Source organism: Tersicoccus mangrovi (assembly GCF_036881825.1).
GTDB lineage: Bacteria > Actinomycetota > Actinomycetes > Actinomycetales > Micrococcaceae > Tersicoccus > Tersicoccus mangrovi.
On sequence record NZ_JBAJMW010000002.1, the window covers coordinates 95,620 to 116,485 of the forward strand.

A 20,866-nucleotide genomic window follows, 5' to 3' on the forward strand; every position below is an offset into this window, starting at 1 on the left:
CGACGCTGGCCGGTGTCAGGCCTCGTCCTCCTCGGGAGGCTCCTCCTCGGCGAGGATGCGGTAGATCGCCCGCCGGGCGGCGTCGACCTCCTTGATCGCGGCGCGCTGCTGCGCCTCCGGGGCGCTGCGCAGTTGCTTGGCCGCCTTCGCCAGTTCGGCAATGCTGCTGAACAGTTCGATGGTCTCGGACCCGGGCCAGGGCCCGTGCGAGGGTGCGGTGTCCCAGACCGCGTCGATCCGTTCGCGGTGCTCCTCGACGTAGGTGCGGCCCTCGCCGGTGAGCGCGTAGTCGACGCTGCGGCCCTGGCCCTCACCGGCGATGAGTTCCTCGTCCACGAGCTGGGCGAGGATCGGGTAGATCGAGCCTGCGCTCGGGGTCCAGGCGTCCTCCGTGCGCGCGGCGATGGTCTTCATCACCCCGTACCCGTTCGACGGCGCCTCGGCCAGGACCGCGAGGACGGCGAGACGGATGTCGCCACGGCCGGCCCGGCGTCGCCCGCCGGGACCGCCCCAGCCCCGTGGGCCGAAGCCCATGGAGCCGAACCAGGCGGCGGGGTCACCGCCGGCCCAGGGCGGGCGGCCGCCGCCGCCGAAGCCGGGTCCGAATCCGCCGCGGCCGCCGGGCCAGCCGGGGCCTCCGCCCCAGCCGCCCGGGCCGAAGCCGCGGCCGGCGTCGTCGCCCACGCCGGGAAATCCATGATGGTGTCGCATGATCGCGACCTCCTGTGGTGCTGAAAGGTCTGCGAGCCGGCCTTCCGGCCCGCCCGCACCGGGTCGGCTCTGCGAGCCGATCGTCGATGCGTGCGTTAACGATATATCGCGATACAACGCGATACAAGAGTCCGGAAGACGTTCGCTCAGAGCGTCAGCGGACCGCTCCACGTGGCGCGGACCGTCTCGTTGTCATCAGCGAGAACGACGACCGTGTGCTGCCGCTCCCCCGCCAGCATCCGCGGGAGCCAGTGCTCGGCATCGGCCCACATGCGCTCGACCGGCAGTACGGCGTGGGGGAACCAGGCAGGCGCGATCTCGTCCGTCTCCGTCAAAGAACCCGTCCAGTCCCGCGTGGTGAACAGCGCCGTCGCCATCGACCACGCCGGCTGCGCGGGGAAGTGGAAATCGACGACGCCGGCGAGGCTGACGGCGTCGACGGTGGTGGTCAGGCCGCATTCTTCCGCCAGCTCCCGGCAGGCGGCTTCGGCGTCGCTCTCCCCCGGCTCGACGTGACCGCCGAGACCGACCATCCGGCCGACCCCGAAGCCGGTCTTCTTCAGGCCGAGCAGCACCTCGGGGACGCCGTCCCGCACACGCAGCGGGAAGCACAGGGCAATGGGCGTCAACGTCTCCCGGGTCGGCAGATCCGGGACGGGCACGGGCGGAAAGGTCACGGCCCCAGCGTAGGGCCCGGGCGCGCACGGCGGCGGTCCGTCCGGCGCCACACCGGGTCCCACGACACGCCGCCGCCGTTCGGGACAGAACGCCCTGTCCCCGACGAGCCCGGCCTGTTCCGGGACTGGGTGCGCGCGGCGAGTGGATCCGGGCCGGCCCCCCTACCCGAGAGCCCGCGGATGGGCCGCCGCGTAGACCTCGCGCAGCGTGTCTGCCGTGACCAGCGTGTAGACCTGCGTCGTCGTCACAGAGGCGTGGCCGAGCAGCTCCTGCACGACGCGGACGTCCGCGCCGCCCTCGAGCAGGTGGGTCGCGAAGGAGTGGCGCAGCGTGTGCGGGGAGACCTCGCGCGTGATCTGCGCCTTCTCCGCCGCGGCCTTGAGGATGCTCCACGCGCTCTGCCGGCTCAACCGGCCGCCTCGGGCGTTGAGGAACAGGCCGGCATCGCCCTTCCCCTTCGCCGCCAGCGCGGGACGGCCGCGCACCAGATAGGCGTCGACCGAGCGGACGGCGTAGGAGCCCAGCGGCACGACGCGCTCCTTGGAGCCCTTGCCGAAGAGGCGCACGACGTCGGTCATCTCCCCGGCGTCCTCGGAAGCGGACGACGGGAGCGTGTCGAACGACGAGGCGAGGAAGACGTCGTCGACGTCGAGCCCGACGGCCTCGCTGATGCGGGCGCCGGTGGCGTAGAGGAACTCGAGCAGGGCGCGGTCCCGCAGGCCGGTGGCGGTGTCCGAGCCGGCGGCCCGCAGGATCCGGTCCACCTCGTCGACGCTGATCGCCTTGGGCAGCCGTTTGCCGGGCATCGGTGGGTGCACCTCGGCGGCCGGATCGGTCGGCGTCAGCCCCTCGAGCGCCCAGTACCTGTGCAGCCCTCGGACGGCGACGACCGTGCGCGCGGCGGATCGAACGCTCAGGGCGGCGCCCCCGTCCGCGCCGTCGCCGAGCGCCTGGGCGAAGGCGCTGACGTCGGCGCGGGTGACGTCGGCCGGCCGGGTCACCGACCGCGAGGCGAGGAACAGCAGGTAGCGCCGCAGGTCACGGCGGTACGCGGCCAGGGTGTTGCCCGCGAGGCCGCGTTCGACGCTCACGTGCACGAGGTACTCCCCCGCCGCCCGCCCCACGGGGCCGGCCCGGAAGGGGTCGTCCGCCGGGGTCGGTGCGGACACCGGCGACCCAGCAGACGGTCGTGTCACGGAGGGCTCGGGAGCAGCCACGGGTCAGCCGCGGTCGGGCGCGCTCGTCACCTGCTGACGCGCCTCCGGCGTGATGTCGTGCCGCGCGTTCTCCGGCTTCGTCGGGTCCTCGGGGAACGGCGCGTCGGCCGGGCGGAGGTGGTCGAAGCCGGTGGCCTGCGCCGCGGCGGTGGCGAGGATCGCGACGACGGCGGACGGGCTGTGCAGCCGGCCCGCGAGGACGGCCTCGACGGCGTCCTGCACGTCGAACCAGCCGACCTCGATCTCGGCCTCCTCGTCCTCGCGCTGGTGCCGGTCCTCCTCGGGCACCGGCCGGAGCCCGCGCGCCAGGTAGACCCGCTGCACCTCGGACGAGGAGCCGGGTGAGTTGTGGAAGTCGACGAGGACGTTCCACCGCTCCGCGACGAGGTCGGCCTCCTCGGCCAGTTCCCGCGCGGCCGCGGTCTGCACGTCCTCGCCCTCGACGTCGAGCAGGCCGGCGGGGATCTCCCACATGGTCATCCGCGCGGGCTGCCGGTACTGCTTGATCAGCAGGATCTGCCAGTCGTCGTTCAGCGCGACGATCGACACGGCACCGGTGTGGTCGACGTACTCCCGGGTGATCGGGTCGCCGTCCTCCGTGAGGGTGAAGACCTCGGTCCGCACGTCCCAGATCTTGCCGTCGAAGACGACCTCGGAGCTGCGGGTGAAGCGTTCGCCGTGGACGTCCTCCAGCGGGGTCGCCATGCGTCAGTTCACCTCGACCAGGCGGCCGTCGCGCTGGCGCTGCAGGGCGGCCTGCACGAGGCCGGAGAACAGCGGGTGCGGACGCGTCGGCCGGGACGAGAGCTCGGGGTGCGCCTGCGTGCCGACGTAGTAGGGGTGCACGTCGCGGGGCAGTTCGACGTACTCGACCAGCTCGCGGTCCGGTGACAGGCCGGAGAACACCAGGCCGGCCTCCTCGATCTGCGGGCGGAACTCGTTGTTGACCTCGTAGCGGTGCCGGTGCCGCTCGGAGGCGGTCGATGCGCCGTAGACCTCGGCGACGATGGAGCCCTCCGCGAGGTCCGCCGGGTACAGGCCGAGCCGCATGGTGCCGCCCATGTCGCCCTGACCGGCCACGATGCTCTTCTGCTCGGCCATGGTGGCGATCACCGGGTGGGACGAGTCGGACTCGAACTCGCTCGAGGAGGCGTCCTCCCAGCCGACCACGTGCCGGGCGTACTCGATGACCATGCACTGCAGGCCGAGGCACAGGCCGAGCGCCGGCACCTGGTTCTCGCGGGCCCAGCGCAGGGCGCCGAGCTTGCCCTCGAGGCCGCGGATGCCGAAGCCGCCGGGCACGCAGATCGCGTCGACGCCCTCGAGCGCCTTGCGGGCACCCTCGGGGGTCGCGCACTCGTCCGAGCGGACCCAGCGCAGCGACACCTTGGCATCGGTCGCGAAGCCGCCGGCGCGCAGCGCCTCGGTGACGGAGAGGTAGGCGTCGGGCAGGTCGATGTACTTGCCGACGAGCGCGACCTCGACCTCGTGCCTGGGGTGGTGCACGGCCTCGAGCAGCCGGTCCCAGTCGGTCCAGTCGACGTCCTTGAAGGACAGGCCGAGGTGCCGCACGATGTACGCGTCCAGCCCCTGCGCGTGCAGCGTCTTGGGGATGTCGTAGATGCTCGGGGCGTCCGGGCAGGCGATGACGGCCTCGGGGTCGACGTCGCAGGCGCGGCCGATCTTGATCTGCATCGCGTCCGGCACGGGCCGGTCGGCGCGCAGGACGATGGCGTCCGGCTGGATGCCGATGCTCCGCAGCGCGGCGACGGAGTGCTGCGTCGGCTTGGTCTTCATCTCCTGCGACGGGCCGATGTACGGCACGAGGGAGACGTGCAGGAAGAACACGTTGGCACGGCCGATGTCCTGGCGGACCTGGCGGGCGGCCTCGAGGAACGGCTGCGACTCGATGTCGCCGACGGTGCCGCCGATCTCGGTGATGATGATGTCCGGCGCGTTCGGGGTGCTCGCGGCGAAGCGCATCCGGTTCTTGATCTCGTCGGTGATGTGCGGGATGACCTGCACGGTGTCACCGAGGTACTCGCCGCGCCGCTCCTTGGCGATGACGGACGAGTACACCTGGCCGGTGGTCACGTTCGAGGAGGCGTTGAGGTTCTCGTCGAGGAACCGCTCGTAGTGCCCGATGTCCAGGTCGGTCTCGGCGCCGTCGTCGGTGACGAACACCTCACCGTGCTGGAACGGGTTCATGGTGCCCGGGTCCACGTTCAGGTACGGGTCGAGCTTCTGCATCGTCACGGAGAGACCGCGCTTGCGCAGGACGTGACCGAGGCTGGAAGCCGTCAGGCCCTTGCCGAGGGAGGACGCCACACCCCCCGTCACGAAGATGTGACGCGTCATCGTGGACGAGCCTTTGATGGGGGATCCGCTGTGTGTATTCGTTCGCTGCACCACGGAGTTCGAGCCTATCAGCAGCGACGGCCCTCACCAGTCCCGCGACCCGCCGACACGGGCCGACGACGGCGTGTCGCGAGCCGGCTCGACGTGTCGGCTGAGGTGTCAGGCGCGGGCGGCCTCGAGCAGTTCCCGGGCGTGCGCGCGGGCCGTCTCGGACTGCTCCTGACCGGCGAGCATGCGGGCGAGTTCGACGACGCGGTCCTCCGCGTCGAGCACGGAGACGTCGCTCGTGGTGACGCCGGCGGCGCGGTCCGAGGTCTTGAGCACCCGGATGTGCCGGTCGGCGAAGGCGGCCACCTGCGGCAGATGGGTGACGACGATGACCTGGACGTGCTGCGCGAGCCGGGCGAGGCGGCGGCCGATCTCGACCGCGGCCTTGCCGCCGACGCCCGCATCCACCTCGTCGAACACGAAGGTGGGCACCGGGTCCACCTGCGCGAGGACGACCTCGAGGGCGAGCATGACGCGGGACAGCTCGCCGCCGGAGGCGCCCTTGCCGAGCGGCCGGGGCGCGGAGCCGGCGTGGGGCTGGAGCAGCATGGCGATCTCGTCGGCGCCGTGCGGGCCGGGCTCTCCCCCGCCCTGTACGCGAACGACGAGGGTGGCGTCCTTCATCGCCAGCGCGGTCAGCTCGCTGCTGACGGCGGTGGCCAGCCGCTCCGCGGCGGCGGTGCGCAGCTCGGTGACCCGGGCGGCCTGCGCCGTCATCGTCGTCTCGGCCTCGGCGACCTCCGCCTGGAGCGCCTCGATGCGGCTCGTGTCGTCGGTCAGCTCGTCCAGGCGTGCCCGGGACGTCGCCGCCCAGTCGAGCACCTCGTCGATCGTCGAGCCGTAGCGGCGCGTCAGCGTGGTCAGGGCGGCGCGCCGGTCCTCGACCTCGGCGAGCCGGGCGGGACCGCTCTCGTCCAGGCGCGCCGAGTAACCGGCGAGGTCCGAGGCGATGTCGGCGACGAGATAGCCGACCTCGGCCACCCGCGTGGCGGCCGCGGCGATCTCCTCGTCGTCGGCGGACTCGGCGTCCAGGGCGCGCCGGGCCGCGTCGACCAGCCGGGCGACATCGGGAGCGTCGTCGGCGCCGTCCGAGACGAGGGCCTGGTGGGCGGTGAGGGCGGCGATGCGCAGCTGTTCGATGTTCCCGAGCTTGAGCGCCTCGGCGCGCAGGGCGTCGTCCTCGCCCGGCTGCGGGTCGGTGGTGTCGATCTCCTCGAGGGCGGTCTGCAGGTTCTCCGCCTCGCGCAGCCGCTCCCGCCGGTTCTCGATCAGCTCCCGCAGGGTCGCGGCGGCCTCGCCGTGCCGCTGCCACGTCTGCCGGTACTCCCCCAGCGCGGCGGCGAGCTCCGGCCCGGCGAAGGCGTCCAGAGCGGTGCGCTGGGCGGCCGGGGAGGCCAGGCGCAGCTGGTCGGACTGCCCGTGCACGGCGACGAGGTGGTGGCCCATCCCGGCGAGGACGCCGATGGGCACGGTCCGGCCGCCGGCGTGGGCGCGGCTGCGGCCCTCCGCACTCACGGTGCGGGCGATGAGCAGTTCGAGCGCGTCCCCGGCGTCCTCGAGGGAGGCTCCGGCGTCCTCGGCGGCGGCGCTGACGGCGTCGGACGCCGAGCTGCCCGGGGCCAGCCGGACGGTGGACTCGACGACCGCCGTCGCCGCCCCGGCGCGGACCGCCCCGGCGTCGGCGCGGGCGCCGAGCAGCAGCCCGAGCGCGGTGACGACCATGGTCTTGCCGGCACCGGTCTCGCCGGTGACGACGGTCAGCCCGGGCCCGAGGGCCAGGGTGGCCTCGGTGATGACGCCGAGGTCGGTGATCCGGATCTCCTCGATCATCGATGCGCCTCCGCGCTGTCCGGCGTCTCGTCACGGCTGGGCGTCGCTCCGGTTTCCGCACTGCTCGATGCGCGACTGGACGTGCGGGCGGACGGGTGCGCCGCAGAGGGGCCGCGCCAGCCGACGGTCGGCAGGGAGAACTTGCGGACCAGCCGTTCCGAGAAGGGCGCCCGGTGCGTGCGGGCCAGCCGGACCGGCGTCGCCGACCGGGTGACCTCGATCCGGGACCCGGTGGGCACCTCGGTCGCCCGGCGCCCGTCGCACCAGAGCACCCCCGAGGCGTCGGTGCGGTCGAGCACCTCGACCGCGAGTGTCGACGTCGGAGCGACGACGAGAGGCTTGGCGAACAGGGCGTGCGCGCTCAGCGGGACCATGAGCAGCGCGTCGACCTCCGGCCAGACGACGGGTCCGCCGGCGGAGAACGCGTACGCGGTGGATCCGGTCGGGGTGGCCATGACGACGCCGTCGCAGCCGAAGGTGCTGATCGGGCGTCCGTCGACCTCCATGACGACCTCGATCATGCGGGCCCGGTCGGACTTCTCCACGCTCGCCTCGTTCAGCGCCCAGTTGTGGTCCACCTGCCGGCCGTCGCGCCACACCGCGACGTCGATCGTCATGCGCTCCTCGATCTCGTACGCGCGGTCGGCGACGAGGCGGATGGTCTCCGCGAGGTCGGTGCGGTCGCTCTCGGCGAGGAAGCCGACGTGCCCGAGGTTGACGCCGAGCAGCGGGACGGCCGAGTGCCGCACGAGTTCGGCCGAGCGCAGGATGGTGCCGTCGCCGCCGAGCACCATGCCGAGTTCGATGTCGGCCAGGCTCACGTGTTCGTTGAGGATCTCGCCGCACTCGATCTCGACGCCGGCGTCCGCGAGCGCGTCCCGGTCCGTGCGGGTGAGCACCGCCGCGAGGCCCTCGTCCTGCAGTTGGCGGGCCGTGGCGACCGTCGCGTCGACGGCGTCGGGACGCCCGGTGTGCGGCAACAGCAGGATGCGGCGGGTCATGTGTCGATCGTAGGCGTTCGACGCGGACGGGCCCGGGACGGACGTCGGGCTGTCGACAACCCGGCGACCCACGGCGTCCGGGGTGCCGACGGTCTCCTGCCGCTCACGCGGTGCTCAACCGGTGCGGGCGCCCAGCCAGAGGAAGAACTCGACGTTGCCGTCCTGGCCCGGCAGCGGGCTGGTCGCCTCGCCGCGCACGGTCAGCCCCGCGTCCCGCGCCGCGGCGGAGACCCCGTCGACGGCCGCACGCCGGTCCGCGTCGGCGACGACGACGCCGCCCTTGCCGAGGCGCGAGCGGCCCACCTCGAACTGGGGTTTGACCATGAGCAGCAGGTCCCCGCCGGGTGCGGTGACGGCGGCGAGGGGTTCGACGACGAGGCGCAGCGAGATGAAGGAGAGGTCGGCGACGGTCAGCTCGACGGGGCCGCCGATGTCCTCCGCCGTGAGATGGCGGATGTTCAGGCCCTCGACGACGCGCACCCGCGGATCGGCGCGCAGCTGCGGGACGAGCTGGTCGTGCCCGACGTCGACGGCGGCCACCTCGCGGGCCCCGGCGCGCAGCAGCACGTCGGTGAAACCTCCCGTGGAGGCGCCGGCGTCGAGGCAGCGCCGGCCGGCCACCGCCACGTCGGGGAACGCGCGCAGCGCGCCGGCGAGCTTGTGCCCTGCGCGGCTGACGTACTCCTCGGCGGCGGCGTTGACCGCGACGTCGTCCTCCGGCGCGGTCGCGAGGGCGACCTTGGCCGCCGGGGCGCCGTTGACGGTGACCCGGCCCTCCCGGACCAGGGTCGCGGCGTGGGTGCGGGAGCGGGCGAGCCCGCGGGCGACGAGCTCGACGTCCAGGCGGCTCACGGCGCCGGCGACGGGCGCGGGCCCTCGGGAGCGTCGAGGGCGGCGGTGAGGGCGGCGTGCAGGTCGGTGTAGAGGGCGGCGGGATCCTCGGCCGCACCGGTGCGCACGGCGTCGAGCCGTTCGAGGATGCCGCGGACGGCGTCGTCGGTCAGGGCCGGGTCGTCCAGGTCCGGCAGCTCCGGCCAGGTGGGCCCTGCTGCGTCGTGCTCGCTCACGCCCGCCAGTCTAGGGGCGGGGCCGGCGTCACCACGGACATGGCCAGCATGCTTCCGGCATGGCGACCCGGATCACCGGGGTGACGTGCGTATTCTCCTCAGCATGAGCAACCCCGGCGCCTGCAGCGCCTGCCGGAACGGCGACGAGCTGGACATCGCGTTCTCCATGGCCTTCCAGCCTATCGTCGACGTCGACAAGGGCACTCCCTTCGCGTACGAGGCGCTCGTGCGCGGCCCCGAGGGGCAGGGCGCGCTGACGGTCCTCGACCAGGTGACCGACGCCAACCGCTACGGATTCGACCAGTCGTGCCGCGTCAAGGCGATCGAGACGGCCATGGCGGCCGGCATCGCGCAGACCGGGGCACGGCTGTCCATCAACTTCCTGCCCAACGCCGTCTACTCGCCGGTCGCGTGCATCCAGCTGACCCTGCGCACGGCCCGCCAGCACGACTTCCCGCTGGACCGGTTGATCTTCGAGTTCACCGAGAACGAGCAGATGGCCTCGCCCGACCACATCGAGTCCATCATCGACAGCTACCGCGAGATCGGCTTCACGGTCGCCGTCGACGACTTCGGCGCGGGCCACTCGGGCCTGGACCTGTTCGCCCGCTTCACCACGGACCTGCTCAAGCTCGACATGGTGCTGGTCCGCGGGATCGACGCCGACCCGCGGCGGCAGGCCGTCGTCCGGGCCGTCGTGGGCCTGTGCGCGGAGCTCGACACGATCCTCGTCGCCGAGGGCATCGAGACGCCGGAGGAGGCCCGCACCCTGCGCGACCTCGGGGTCCGCTACCACCAGGGGTTCCTGTACGCCCGGCCGGCGTTCGAGAGCCTGCCGGAGATCGCCTTCGCGCTCTGAGGCGCCGCCTCCTACGTCCGGCGTGACGCCGTCCCCGACAGTAAGTACGCTTCACGACATGAACGCAACCTCGGCGACGATGCCGTCGCGGGCGGGCCGACGGCCCCGGATGTCGCGCCTGCGACGCCGGGAGGCTCTCGCTGGCTACCTGTTCATCTCGCCGTGGATCATCGGGTTCCTCGTCTTCACCGTCGGCGCGATGGCCTACAGCCTCGTCATCTCCTTCAGCCGCTACAACCTGGCCACGAACATCGCCCGCCCGGTCGGCACCCGCAACTACGAACTGCTGTTCTCCGACCCGAAGGTCGCCACCGCGCTGGCGAACACCCTCTACTTCGCGGTGCTCGCCGTCCCCCTGGAGATCTGCTTCGCCCTCCTGCTGGCGCTCCTGCTCTCCCGCGTGGGCCGCGGCGCCGGCTTCTTCCGGTCGGTGTTCTACCTGCCGAAGATGACGCCGGCCGTGGCCACTGCGTCGGTGTTCCTCCTGCTGCTCAACGGCAACACGGGCGCCATCAACCAGGCGCTCAAGGCGGTCGGCATCCAGGGGCCGCAGTGGCTGGTCGACCCGAACTGGGTCAAGCCGTCGATCGTGCTGATGACGCTGTGGGGCGTCTCGGGCACCATGGTCATCTTCCTCGCAGCACTCAAGGCGGTGCCGACCGACCTGTACGAGGCGGCGCAGCTGGACGGCGCCGGGCCGGTGCGGCGGTTCTTCTCCATCACCGTGCCGATGATCTCCCCGACCATCTTCTTCAACGTCATCGTCCTGACGATCGCGGCCCTGCAGGTCTTCGACTCGGCGTACCTGCTGTTCTGGCGCGACCAGTCCAACGCCTCGCCCGAGTCGTCCCTGTTCTACGGCATCTACCTGTTCCAGCAGGCGTTCCGGGACTTCAACTTCGGCTTCGCCTCGGCGATGGCGTGGCTCCTGTTCGTCATCATCATGCTCATCAGCCTGGTCCAGACACGGCTCGCCCGCCGCTGGGTCTACTACGAGGGAGGTGCCCAGTGAGCCAGAAGGTCACCGAGGAGACCGACCCGGCGCCCGTGCTGGCCGCCGCACCCGTCCCCGTCCCGGCCCGCGCCGACCGTCGCGCCCGCCGCGGTGGCGAGAGTCAGGGCCGCCGCGTCCGGCCGGGAACCGTCCTGCTGTGGGTGCTGCTCATCGCGTTCACCGCACTGTTCCTCTACCCGTTGGTGTGGCTGCTCGCGGCGAGCCTGAAGCCGCGCGGCGAGGTGTTCGACAACCGGCTGATCCCGCAGACCCTCACGCCGGAGAACTACGTGCAGGTGTGGCAGCAGCTGCCCCTGCTGAGCTGGCTCGGCAACAGCGTGCTCATCGCGGTCATCGCCGCCGGGCTCGTCACGATCTCCAGCGCCGTCGTCGCCTTCGGCTTCGCGTACTTCCGCTTCCCGGGCCGCAACGTGTTGTTCGGGCTCGTGCTGGCGACGATGATGCTGCCCGGCGCGGTCACGATGGTGCCCCAGTACCTGATCTGGAAGAACCTCGGGGTGCTCGGCACGTGGATCCCGCTGTTCGGCATGAACCTCTTCGGGTCCGCGTTCTACATCTTCCTGCAGCGCCAGTTCTTCCTCGGCCTGCCGCGGGACCTGTTCGAGGCGGCCCGGATCGACGGCGCCAGCTACGTCGGGATGTTCCGGCGGATCGCCCTGCCGCTGTCCATCCCGTCGCTCATCATCATCTTCATCTTCGAGTTCCAGGCCAGCTGGAACAACCTGCAGGCCGCCCTGATCTACCTCAACGCCGGCACGGTCGAGGGCTACACGGTGCCGCTGGGCATCGCGCGGGCGATGACGATGTTCTCCCCCACCAACGGCGGGCACGGGGACTACCAGTACGTCATGGTCGCGGCGCTGGTGGTCACCATCCCCATGCTGCTGCTGTTCTCCTTCGCGCAGCGCTACTTCATCGAGGGCGTCGCCACGCAGGGCCGGAAGGGCTGAGAGCGGCCACCGTCCCTGACAGCACCGTCCCGGACAGCACGGAGGGGGTCGGCCGTTCGGCCGACCCCCTCCGTCGCGTCGCGGTGGTGCTGATCCCTACTGGTCGGCGTCCTGGTTGTACGAGCGCATCGCGGCGGCCTGCGCGTCGGCGAGCGCCTGCTGCGGCTGCTTCTGGCCGAGCAGGGCGGCCGTGATCGCGTTCTTCAGTTCGTTCTTGATCGCCTCACCGGCGGGTGAGACGCCGATCGACTTGCCGGAGGAGACGATGTCGTAGAACGTGCTGATCGCCTGGTCGAAGCCGGCGTTGCCGCTGGCCTTGACGTACTTCTGCCGGATCTCGGTGTCCGCGGCCGGCGAGCCGGTGAACAGGCCCGTGTTGATCGCGCCCGGGGTCTTGGCCAGCGTCGCGGACCGGGCCTTCGCCGCGGCGTCCCAGGACTGCTGGGAGACGAGGCTGAGCGCCCAGGCGCACGCGGCGTCCGGGTTCTTGGCGCCGGCAGGGATGACGAACGCGCTGCCGCCGGCGTAGGTGATCGGCTTGCCGTCGGCGCCCTTGAACGGGACCGCGGAGATCTTCTCCTGGTCCACGTACGGGGAGAGGACATTCAGGTACCACTGGGCGTTGGCCTGCGCGCCCACCTGGTCCTTGACGTACTGGTTGTTCTTGCCGAACGTGTCGAACGCGTCCGAGAAACTCTTGATCTTCGCGTGGCCGCCCTGGGCGTCGGAGATCTTCTTGAGCGTCTCGATCGCGGTGACGTTCTTCGGGTCGTCGAGGGCCGGCTTGCCACTCTCGTCCATGAGCCGGCCGCCACTGGCCAGCAGCCACAGCTCGGGCTGCCCCGTGGCGACGGGGTCGAAGCCGAGCCGCATCGGCGTGCCGCCGCTGGCCTGGTACATCGACTTGGCGGCGGCCACGAGCTGGTCCGGCTTCGAGGTGTCGAGCTGGTCGGCCTTGACGCCGGCCTGGTCCAGCACCCGGGTGTTCGTGATGATGGCGGCCGGCTGGTAGAACTGCGGCACCGCCCACAGCTGGTTCTTGTACTTCACCGAGTCGGTCACGGACGGGTAGAACTGCTTGGACGCGTCGACGTCGTGCGCGGCATAGCACTGATCCAGCGGCTTGATCAGGCCCTGCGCGGCGTAGGTGCCGATCAGCGCCCGGTCCATCTGCACGACGTCGGGCAGGTCCCCCGAGGCGGCGCGGGTGGTGAACTTCTGCGAGTCGAACGACGTCTGGTCGAGCTTGACCTGGACGCCGCCGAGCTGGCTCTGGGCGTAGGCGAGGCGGGCCTTGCCGACGTCGTCGGCGTTGTCGAACGCCCAGGCGTTCAGGGTGCCGGAGGCGCTGGCGCCGAAGGACGGAGCCGACGAGGAGTCGCCTCCGGACGAACTGCCACCGCCACCGCACCCCGTGAGGGCGAGCGCGGACACGAGGAACACGGCCGAGGCGGGCCGGACGGGAAACGACATCGTTGTCCTCCGATCAACGCCGGCGGTCGGCCGGCAACGGGTGCGCCGATTCATCAGCGTGCTTGTGAGATGAACGTAGACCAGCCACCGGACCGCGGCAACTCGCCACGCGACGGGGTCCGCAGGCTTGTCGGCGGAGGTGTCACCGGGGGGAAACACGGTCCTGACGTGGTCGCAACGGCGGGTCGTCAGGGTGGAACCGTCAGCACCCGCTTGCTCCGACCCGGGAGGACCACGATGAGTACCGCACCCCTCGCCACCCCGCCGGCCGACACCGACGATGCCCGCGCCGCCACCCGCGAGTCCCTCGAGGACTACACGCTCCGCTTCGCGCCACGGTCCTACCGCCGCTGGGGACCGGCCGTCGTCGCCACCAGCGCGCTCGGCGGCATCGCCTACCTCGCGGACTTCTCCATCGGCGCGAACATCGGCATCGCCCACGGCACCGTCAACGCCGTGCTCGGCATCGGCGTCGCCGCCGTCATCATCTTCGTGACCGGCTTCCCGCTGGCCTACTACGCGGCCCGCTACAACATCGACCTGGACCTGATCACCCGCGGCGCAGGCTTCGGGTACTACGGCTCCGTGGTGACGAACATCGTCTTCGCGACCTTCACGTTCATCTTCTTCGCGCTCGAGGGCTCGATCATGGCGCAGGGCCTCGAGCTGGGACTCGGCATCCCGCGGCCGGTCGGCTACGCCGTCTCGACCCTGATGATCATCCCGCTCGTCATCTACGGCATGAAGATCCTCGCGAAGCTGCAGGTGTGGACGACGCCGCTCTGGCTGCTGCTCATGGTCATCCCGCTGGTGTACCTGGTGGCCACCCACCCCGCGTCGGTGTCCCAGTTCTTCGACTACCGCGGGGCCACCGGCAGCGGCAGTCCGGACCTCGCGTCCGTGATGCTGGCGGCCGGCGTGTGTCTGTCCCTGATGGCGCAGATCGCCGAGCAGATCGACTACCTGCGGTTCATGCCACCCCGCACCGAGGCCAACCGCCGCGCCTGGTGGACCGCCGTCGTCATGGCCGGACCGGGCTGGGTGGTCTTCGGCGCGCTCAAGCAGGCGATCGGGCTGTTCATCGCGGTCTACATCATCGCGAACCTCGACCCGGCGGCATCGGCGACCGCGAACGAGCCGGTGCACCAGTTCCTCGGCGTCTACAGCGAGATGATGCCGGCGTGGCTGGCGATGACCCTCGCCGTCGTCCTCGTCGTCATCTCCCAGATCAAGATCAACGTCACCAACGCGTACTCCGGCTCGCTGGCCTGGACCAACAGCTTCACCCGCATCACCGGCACCTACCCCGGCCGGCTCGTGTTCGTCATCGTCAACCTCGGCATCGCGCTGGCGCTGATGGAGGCGAACATGTTCGACGTCCTCAACACCATCCTCGGGTTCTACGCCAACTGTGCGATGGCGTGGGTCGTCACGGTGGCCACCGACATCGGGATCAACAAGTACCTGCTGAAGATCTCCCCCGAGGCGCCCGAGTTCCGCCGCGGCATGCTGTACGCGATCAACCCCGTCGGATTCGTGTCCATGCTCGCCTCGGCGGTCGCCTCCATCGCGGTGTTCTTCGGCACCTTCGGGCCCGGGGTGCAGCCGTACTCGCCGATCGTGGCGGTCGGCCTCGCGGTCGTCCTGCCGCCCGTGCTGGCGCTCGCCACCCGCGGCCGGTACTACCTGCGCCGGTCCGACGACGGCATCGCCATCCCGATGGTCGACGCCGACGGCAACCCGTCCGACGTCCGGCTCCGCTGCTGCGTCACCGGCCTGGACTTCGAGCGGCCGGACATGATCGCCTCGGCCCGCACGGGCGCCGACGGGAAGCCGCTGTTCATCTCCTCGCTCGCCCTGGCGACCGACCGGGGCGGTGACCACGTCCTGCCCGCCGACCCGCCGGCACCGGGCACGGCGGGGGCCATCACGTCGACGGCGGCGGTCGCGCGCACCGGGCAGACGGCTCCCGATCCGGTACCGGCGAGCGGGACCTGACGTCGTCGTCGCACGTCAGCGTCGTGTCGGAGTCGCATCCGACTGGGGAGAAACCATTGACAAAGCGCGGGTGACTCTCCCTAGAGTGAAAGCCGGGGTGGTCGGGCCGACTGGGGAGGCCCGACCACCCCTCACCATGTCCGGCCCCGTGGCACAGCCCGCCGGGGCCTCGCCCGACCGTTACCGTGGAGCCGTGCACCGGATCACCGTCGTCGAGGACGTCGCCCGCGACGGGACGCCGCTGACCGGCACCCGCGCCCGCGACCTCGTCCGGCGGCTGGCCCTCTCCCCTTCCGGCGCCATGACCGTCGCCGCCCTCGTGGACGGTCTCTGGGCCGAGAGCGCGCCGCCGGCCCATCCCGCCAAGGCGGTCCAGGTCGTCGTGTCCCGCATCCGCGCGCAGTGGGGCGCGGACGCGATCGCCACCACCCCGGACGGCTACCGGCTCTCCGGCGCCGACGACGTCGACCTGCGCGCCGCGCTGGCGGACGCCGACGCCGCCGAGGACGCGCTGCGCCGGGGCCACCCGGACGCCGCCCTCGAGGCGGCCGACCGGGTGCTGCGCCTACCCGCCGACACCGACACCACCCAGCCCGCGGACACGATCCCCGCCGAGATTGCCGGTGCTGCGTTGTCGGCCCGACGCCGTGCCGCCCGTGCCCGGGCCGTGGCCCTGACCGACCTCGGCCGGTGGGCGGAGGCACTGCCGGAGCTGGAACGGCAGGCGGTCGCCGCGCCGGATGACGAGGCCCTGCTCGTCCGGCTGGTGCGGGCCGAGGCGGCCGTGACCGGCACCGCCGCCGCCCTGGCCCGGTTCGAGCGATACCGGCGACGGCTGCGGGACACCCTCGGCACCGACCCGGGGACGGACCTCTCGGCGGTGTACGCGGACCTGCTCGCCGGGCAGAGCGCGGGGACGACGCCGGCCAGCGCCACCGGACTCGTCGGCCGGGACGAGGCCATCGACGCCGTCGTCGCCCTGACCCGCAGCAGCCGCGTGACCACGATCGTCGGGCCCGGGGGCCTCGGCAAGACGACGCTCGCCCTCGCCGTCGCCGATCGGCTGACGACGGCCACCGTCATCTACGTCGAACTCGTCACCGTCACCGACGGCGACGACCTGGACGCCTACCTGGCCGGGCAGCTCGGCGGCGCCGGCCGGGCCACCGTCACGAGCGGCCCCCGCGTACCCCTGACCCCACGCCAGGTGATCCAGGACCGGCTGCGGGACTCCCGCGCCGTGCTGATCCTGGACAACTGCGAGCAGATCGTCGACGCCGTCGCGGACCTGACCGCCGCGATCGTGGCCACGTGTCGCCGGGTGACCGTGCTCGCCACGAGCCGCTCTCCCCTGCGGATCGGCGCGGAAGCCGTGTTCTCGCCGCGCCAGCTCACGCTCGCCGAGTCCGTCGACCTGTTCTCCCGGCGGGCGCGGGCGGTGCGACCGGACGCCGTGCTCGACGCCGACGCCGTCGCCGCGGTGTGCGCCCGGCTCGACGGCCTGCCGCTGGCCATCGAGCTCGCCGCGTCGCGCGTGCGCACCCTGACGGTTGCCGACATCGCCGCGCGGCTCGACGATCGCCTCGCGCTGCTGCGCGGCCGGGACCGGGACCGTCCGGACCGGCACCGCACCCTCGAGGCGGTCATCGCGTGGAGCTGGGACCTGCTCGCGGCCGACGAGCGGAACGCCCTCGCGGCGCTGACCGCCTTCCCGGACGCGTTCGGGCCCGACGCGGCGGCCGCGGTGCTCGTCGGGACCCCCGCGCCCGCCGGGACCAACGTCGAGGACCTGCTGGACGCGCTCGTCGACCAGTCCCTGCTCACCGTCCTCGACGGGGGCCGGGCTGCCCACGTCGCCGTGCTGCCGGTCCCGGGCGTGCGGTACCGGATGCTCGAGACCGTCCGCGAGTTCGCCTCGTCCCGCCAGACCGATCCTGCCGCCGTCGGGGACCGCCTCATCGCGTGGGTAGCCGACCGCTGCTCCGCCGAGCGACTCGCCCTGCACGGGCCGGAGCAACCGGCCGCGCTGGCCCGCACGGCCGCCGACGCGGAGAACCTCGCACGGGGGCTGCGGCTGGCCGTTGACGACGGCGATCCTCGCGCCCTGCGCATCGCCGCGGCGCTGGGATTCGCGTGGGGGCTGATGGACGACGAGGCCACGCTGACCGCACTGGCCGCCCCGCTCGGTGAGTTGGCACGGCGGGAGGCCGACCGGCTGATGCGGAGCGGCACCCCGACGGCGGACACCGAGTTCGCGGCGGTGGCCGACACCCTGAGCGTGCTCGTCGTCTACACCCGGGAAACCCCGGGCGGGTCTCGCTCGGCCCGGCCGCGGGCACTGAACATCCGAGCGCTACGGCGACTGCTGGACACCGCGGCGAGGCACCGGCCGCCCGGCGGCGGGGACGACGAGCCGGACGAGGTCCACGCGTTGCGCGCCCTGGCCTGCCACTTCCCCGCGCTCGTCCGCACCGTGACCCGCGGGGAGCCGCTCGTCGCCGGGCCGGGTGCGGGCATCACCGAACGGGTCGTCACCGTGTTCCTCGGTGCCTTCCTCACGGAGAATCAGGGCCGCGTCGGCGACGCCATCGCCGACCTGACCGCCCTCGTGCCGCTGCTCGACGACGTCACGCCGTGGCTGCGTGCCGGGGTCCTCCTGCGGATCGGCGAGCTGCACCTCGGGCGGGCCGACGGCGAGAGCGCCCGGCGCTGGGTCGAGCCCCTGCTGCCGCAGATCGGTTCCCTCGGGTCGGCCGAGAACCTCGTGCAGGCTCACGCGATCTGCCTCATGGCGGCCATGGCCCGCGGCGACCTGACGGGGGCGCGGGCCCATCTCGACGTCGTCGAACGGGTCCCGCCGCAGCCCTCGGGTGGTGCCGGGCCCTTCCGGCTCGTCGCGGCCACGTCCGCGGCCGAGATCGCGGCGGCGGAGGGACGGGTCGACGACGCCGACCGGCTGCTGCGCGAACTCGCCGTCGACGCGCGGGAACAGGACGCCTTCTTCGCGAGCGTCGACCGGCCCAACGTCTGGTACGGCTCCGCGATGGCCCTGGACCTGGCCATCCTCGCCCGCCACCAGCGGCCTCTGACCGGGGACGACGTCGTCGCCGAGGCGAGCCGCTGGCTGCTCTCGGTCAGCCGCGCGGCGCTGCCGTTCCTCGACCGGCCCCAGTACGGGTCCCTCGTCTTCGCGATCGCCTCCTGGCTGATCGCCGCCGGGCGCACCCGGGGCGGCGACGACGCCGAGGCGAGCAGCCGGGCCGGTGCCCGTCTGCTCGCCGTCGCCCTGCGGCTGGACTACAACCGCACCTACCCGTCGATGCGCCTCGACCCGGTACTGGCGGAGGCGCGAGCCGACGCCGCTGAGGCGTTCGACGCCGCGGTCGCCGACCTGGCCGAGGCCGGCGAGGAGGAGCTGCTGGACCGGTGCCGCCAGGTGCTCGCCGAGGTGCTCGAGCCGCTGACGGCCCCGGCGCCCTCAGCGGGCAACGCCGCTCAGGTGCGGCGCCGGTAACCCCAGAGCGCGAGCGGAGCGAAGATCGCCACGACCACGGCGAGGCACACGGCCGTCCAGAACACCTCGATGGTCAGTCCCCCGCCGTTGCACAGGTCGCGGACCGCCGAGACGAGGTGCGACACCGGGTTGACCTGGACGAAGGCCCGCAGCCAGCCCGGCATCGTGTCCGGCGAGACGAACGCGTTCGAGAGGAACGTGAGCGGGAACAGGATCATCATGCCGATGGCCTGCACGGCACGCGCGCTGCGGGCGACGGTGCCGAGGAACACGAAGATCCAGGACAGGGCCCACGCGCTGACGATGACGAGGAGCCCGGCGGCGATCACGCCGAGTGCGCCGCCGGCCGGGCGGTAGCCGAGGACGAAGCCGACGGTGAAGGTCAGGACCGTGGCGATCAGGTAGCGGATCAGGTCGGCGATCATCGGGCCGGCCAGCGGCGCGAGCCGGGACATCGGCAGGGATCGGAACCGGTCGAACACGCCCTTCTCCATGTCCTCGCGGATGCCGGTGCCGACGCTCATGCAGGCGCTGATCATGGTCTGCGCGAGGATCCCGGGGATGATCATCGGCAGGTACGAGCCGATCGATCCGGCCACCGCGCCGCCGAAGATGAACGTGAACATGATGGTGAAGAGGATCGGCTGCAGGACGACGTCGAACATCTCCTCCGGCTTGCGGAGGATCTTGATCAGCGAGCGGTGCGCCATGGTGAACGTCTGTTCGACGGAGCGGCGCAGGGAGACCGGGGGTGCGGCCACGGCCACCGGCCGGGGCGCGTCGCGGGTGGGGTCGAGGGTGGCGGTCGTGGTGCTCATCGGGCGGGCTCCATCTCGGGTGCGTGCTGGTCGCCGGCGGCCGGAGCGGGGCGGCGATCAGCGGTGGGATCGGCGGTGAGGGCGAGGAACACCTCGTCCAGGCTGGGCTTGTGGACGGCGACCTCGGCGACATCGATGCCCGCGTCGCGCAGGCCGGTGAGCACGTCCACGGTGCGCCCGGTGCTGGCGAGAGGTGCGACGAGCCGCGACGCCTCGGGGGTGAGCGCCGGGGCGACGCCGAGTTGACGTTCGACGAGGACGGCGGCGGCGGCGAGCCGGGCCGCGTCGGTCAGGCGCAGGGAGAGCGACGCCGAGCCGACGCTGGATTTCAGGTCGTCGGGGGTGCCCTCGGCGACCTTGCGGCCCTGGTCGATGACGGCGATGCGGTCCGCGAGCTGGTCCGCCTCGTCGAGGTACTGCGTCGTCAGCAGGATGGTCGAGCCGCCGCGGACGAGTTCCCGGATGGTGTCCCACATCTGGCCGCGGGTGCGCGGGTCCAGGCCGGTGGTCGGCTCGTCGAGGAAGATCAGCGGCGGCTGCGCGATGAGGCTGGCGGCCAGATCGAGACGGCGGCGCATGCCGCCGGAGAACTGGCGCAGCGGCCGGGTCGCGGCCTCGGTGAGGGCGAACTGCTCGAGCAGCGTGTTGGCCCGGGCGGTGGCCGCCCGACCGCTGAGGCCGAGCAGCCGGCCGAAGATGGTGAGGTTCTCGCGGGCGGTCAGTTCCTCGTCGACCGACGCGTACTGGCCGGTGAGGCCGATGAGGCCGCGGACGGCGTGCGGGTCGCGGGCGACGTCGTGGCCGAGGATGCTCGCGCGGCCGCCGTCGATGGGCAGCAGCGTCGCGAGCATGCGGATGGTCGTGGTCTTGCCGGCGCCGTTGGGTCCGAGGACGCCGAACACCTGGCCCTGCTCGACCGTCAGGTCGATGCCGTCCACGGCGGTGTTCGCCCCGAATCGCTTGATGAGGCCGCTGGCCTCGACAGCGTTCTCGGTCATGGTGGTTCCCTTCGGTGGGTGATCGTGGCGATCGCCACGACAACCACCGTTCCGCCCACCGGTTTCACTTCGGGTTCAGTGCGGTTTCAGGGCCGGTTGCAGGACGGCATCCACCCCGTCCCACGACACGCCGGCGCTCGCCGGGACCGGGCACACAGCCAGCGCTGCCGCCGCACCCCGTCCCACGACACGCTGGTGTCAGTCGGGACCGGGCGTTGTATCCCCGTTGCCGTCGGCGTGTCCCGGGACCGAATGCAGTGGTCGATGCCGACATCGATCTCCAGGCACCGCCTCTGAGGCAGGCCGCACTCACGACAGCGACGCGCTCCTC

Annotated in this window: 17 protein-coding genes; 5 read left to right on the forward strand and 12 right to left on the reverse strand. The window is 72.3% G+C overall.

The window, feature by feature from the left end:
• Positions 1–15: 15 nt before the first annotated feature.
• The 9 genes from V6N00_RS04215 to V6N00_RS04255 all read right to left on the reverse strand — a co-directional run bounded on the left by V6N00_RS04215 (position 16) and on the right by V6N00_RS04255 (position 8,910).
• On the reverse strand, positions 16–684 hold the full coding sequence (locus tag V6N00_RS04215) for a PadR family transcriptional regulator (protein ID WP_334230841.1): 669 nt from the start codon (positions 682–684) through the stop codon (positions 16–18).
• A gap of 173 nt (positions 685–857) precedes the next feature.
• Positions 858–1,388: an 8-oxo-dGTP diphosphatase gene (locus V6N00_RS04220; protein ID WP_334230842.1), complete on the reverse strand. Its 531-nt coding sequence runs from the start codon at positions 1,386–1,388 to the stop codon at positions 858–860.
• 162 nt (positions 1,389–1,550) lie between these two features.
• Positions 1,551–2,558 carry a site-specific tyrosine recombinase XerD gene (gene xerD / locus V6N00_RS04225; protein ID WP_334230843.1) on the reverse strand — a complete coding sequence of 336 codons (1,008 nt, stop codon included), beginning with the start codon at positions 2,556–2,558 and terminating at the stop codon, positions 1,551–1,553.
• Between the two features lie 51 nt (positions 2,559–2,609).
• Positions 2,610–3,311, reverse strand: coding sequence for an NUDIX hydrolase (locus V6N00_RS04230; protein WP_334230844.1), 702 nt, complete (start codon positions 3,309–3,311; stop codon positions 2,610–2,612).
• A 3-nt stretch (positions 3,312–3,314) separates the two neighbouring features.
• On the reverse strand, positions 3,315–5,036 hold the full coding sequence (locus V6N00_RS04235; protein ID WP_334231185.1) for a CTP synthase: 1,722 nt from the start codon (positions 5,034–5,036) through the stop codon (positions 3,315–3,317).
• Positions 5,037–5,123: 87 nt separating this feature from the next.
• On the reverse strand, positions 5,124–6,842 hold the full coding sequence (gene recN, locus V6N00_RS04240; protein ID WP_334230845.1) for a DNA repair protein RecN: 1,719 nt from the start codon (positions 6,840–6,842) through the stop codon (positions 5,124–5,126).
• A complete protein-coding gene (locus V6N00_RS04245; RefSeq protein ID WP_334230846.1) occupies positions 6,839–7,843 on the reverse strand; it encodes an NAD kinase in 1,005 nt (334 codons plus the stop codon). The genes recN and V6N00_RS04245 overlap by 4 nt, the downstream gene beginning before the upstream one ends.
• A gap of 114 nt (positions 7,844–7,957) precedes the next feature.
• On the reverse strand, positions 7,958–8,695 hold the full coding sequence (locus V6N00_RS04250; protein WP_334230847.1) for a TlyA family RNA methyltransferase: 738 nt from the start codon (positions 8,693–8,695) through the stop codon (positions 7,958–7,960).
• Positions 8,692–8,910, reverse strand: a complete 219-nt coding sequence (locus V6N00_RS04255) for a hypothetical protein (protein ID WP_334230848.1) — start codon at positions 8,908–8,910, stop codon at positions 8,692–8,694. The genes V6N00_RS04250 and V6N00_RS04255 overlap by 4 nt, the downstream gene beginning before the upstream one ends.
• Before the next feature lie 103 nt (positions 8,911–9,013).
• On the opposite strand from V6N00_RS04255, the gene V6N00_RS04260 reads away from it, so the two are divergent.
• From V6N00_RS04260 to V6N00_RS04270, 3 genes are read left to right on the forward strand one after another with little or no spacing between them, the layout of a single operon-like run.
• Positions 9,014–9,769, forward strand: a complete 756-nt coding sequence (locus V6N00_RS04260) for an EAL domain-containing protein (RefSeq protein WP_334230849.1) — start codon at positions 9,014–9,016, stop codon at positions 9,767–9,769.
• Between the two features lie 58 nt (positions 9,770–9,827).
• Positions 9,828–10,781 (forward strand): carbohydrate ABC transporter permease, encoded by a 954-nt coding sequence (locus tag V6N00_RS04265; protein WP_334230850.1) that lies wholly within the window; start codon positions 9,828–9,830, stop codon positions 10,779–10,781.
• Positions 10,778–11,734, forward strand: coding sequence for a carbohydrate ABC transporter permease (locus V6N00_RS04270; RefSeq protein ID WP_334230851.1), 957 nt, complete (start codon positions 10,778–10,780; stop codon positions 11,732–11,734). Before V6N00_RS04265 ends, V6N00_RS04270 begins: the two co-directional genes overlap by 4 nt.
• 96 nt (positions 11,735–11,830) lie before the next feature.
• On the opposite strand, the gene V6N00_RS04275 is transcribed toward V6N00_RS04270, so the two are convergent.
• Positions 11,831–13,207 (reverse strand): ABC transporter substrate-binding protein, encoded by a 1,377-nt coding sequence (locus V6N00_RS04275; protein WP_334230852.1) that lies wholly within the window; start codon positions 13,205–13,207, stop codon positions 11,831–11,833.
• Positions 13,208–13,444: 237 nt separating this feature from the next.
• Here V6N00_RS04275 and V6N00_RS04280 point away from each other — a divergent pair, with 237 nt between their 5' ends.
• Both V6N00_RS04280 and V6N00_RS04285 read left to right on the forward strand, forming a co-directional pair.
• Positions 13,445–15,205 carry a purine-cytosine permease family protein gene (locus tag V6N00_RS04280; protein ID WP_334230853.1) on the forward strand — a complete coding sequence of 587 codons (1,761 nt, stop codon included), beginning with the start codon at positions 13,445–13,447 and terminating at the stop codon, positions 15,203–15,205.
• A gap of 193 nt (positions 15,206–15,398) precedes the next feature.
• Positions 15,399–18,719, forward strand: a complete 3,321-nt coding sequence (locus V6N00_RS04285; protein WP_334230854.1) for an ATP-binding protein — start codon at positions 15,399–15,401, stop codon at positions 18,717–18,719.
• Here the strand turns inward: V6N00_RS04285 and V6N00_RS04290 are convergent.
• Together V6N00_RS04290 and V6N00_RS04295 are read right to left on the reverse strand one after the other, a co-directional pair.
• Positions 18,701–19,537: an ABC transporter permease gene (locus V6N00_RS04290; protein ID WP_334230855.1), complete on the reverse strand. Its 837-nt coding sequence runs from the start codon at positions 19,535–19,537 to the stop codon at positions 18,701–18,703. The genes V6N00_RS04285 and V6N00_RS04290 overlap by 19 nt on opposite strands.
• A complete protein-coding gene (locus V6N00_RS04295; protein WP_334230856.1) occupies positions 19,534–20,535 on the reverse strand; it encodes an ATP-binding cassette domain-containing protein in 1,002 nt (333 codons plus the stop codon). Before V6N00_RS04295 ends, V6N00_RS04290 begins: the two co-directional genes overlap by 4 nt.
• Between the last annotated feature and the right edge of the window lie 331 nt (positions 20,536–20,866).

Excerpts from the sequence above, each read along its gene's own strand:
- recN (WP_334230845.1), bottom strand. The coding sequence starts at position 6,842 with ATGATCGAGGAGATCCGGATCACCGACCTCGGCGTCATCACCGAGGCC.
- V6N00_RS04275 (WP_334230852.1), bottom strand. The coding sequence starts at position 13,207 with ATGTCGTTTCCCGTCCGGCCCGCCTCGGCCGTGTTCCTCGTGTCCGCG.
- V6N00_RS04230 (WP_334230844.1), bottom strand. The coding sequence starts at position 3,311 with ATGGCGACCCCGCTGGAGGACGTCCACGGCGAACGCTTCACCCGCAGC.
- V6N00_RS04260 (WP_334230849.1), top strand. The coding sequence starts at position 9,014 with ATGAGCAACCCCGGCGCCTGCAGCGCCTGCCGGAACGGCGACGAGCTG.
- V6N00_RS04265 (WP_334230850.1), top strand. The coding sequence starts at position 9,828 with ATGAACGCAACCTCGGCGACGATGCCGTCGCGGGCGGGCCGACGGCCC.
- V6N00_RS04290 (WP_334230855.1), bottom strand. The coding sequence starts at position 19,537 with ATGAGCACCACGACCGCCACCCTCGACCCCACCCGCGACGCGCCCCGG.
- V6N00_RS04295 (WP_334230856.1), bottom strand. The coding sequence starts at position 20,535 with ATGACCGAGAACGCTGTCGAGGCCAGCGGCCTCATCAAGCGATTCGGG.
- V6N00_RS04280 (WP_334230853.1), top strand. The coding sequence starts at position 13,445 with ATGAGTACCGCACCCCTCGCCACCCCGCCGGCCGACACCGACGATGCC.
- V6N00_RS04245 (WP_334230846.1), bottom strand. The coding sequence starts at position 7,843 with ATGACCCGCCGCATCCTGCTGTTGCCGCACACCGGGCGTCCCGACGCC.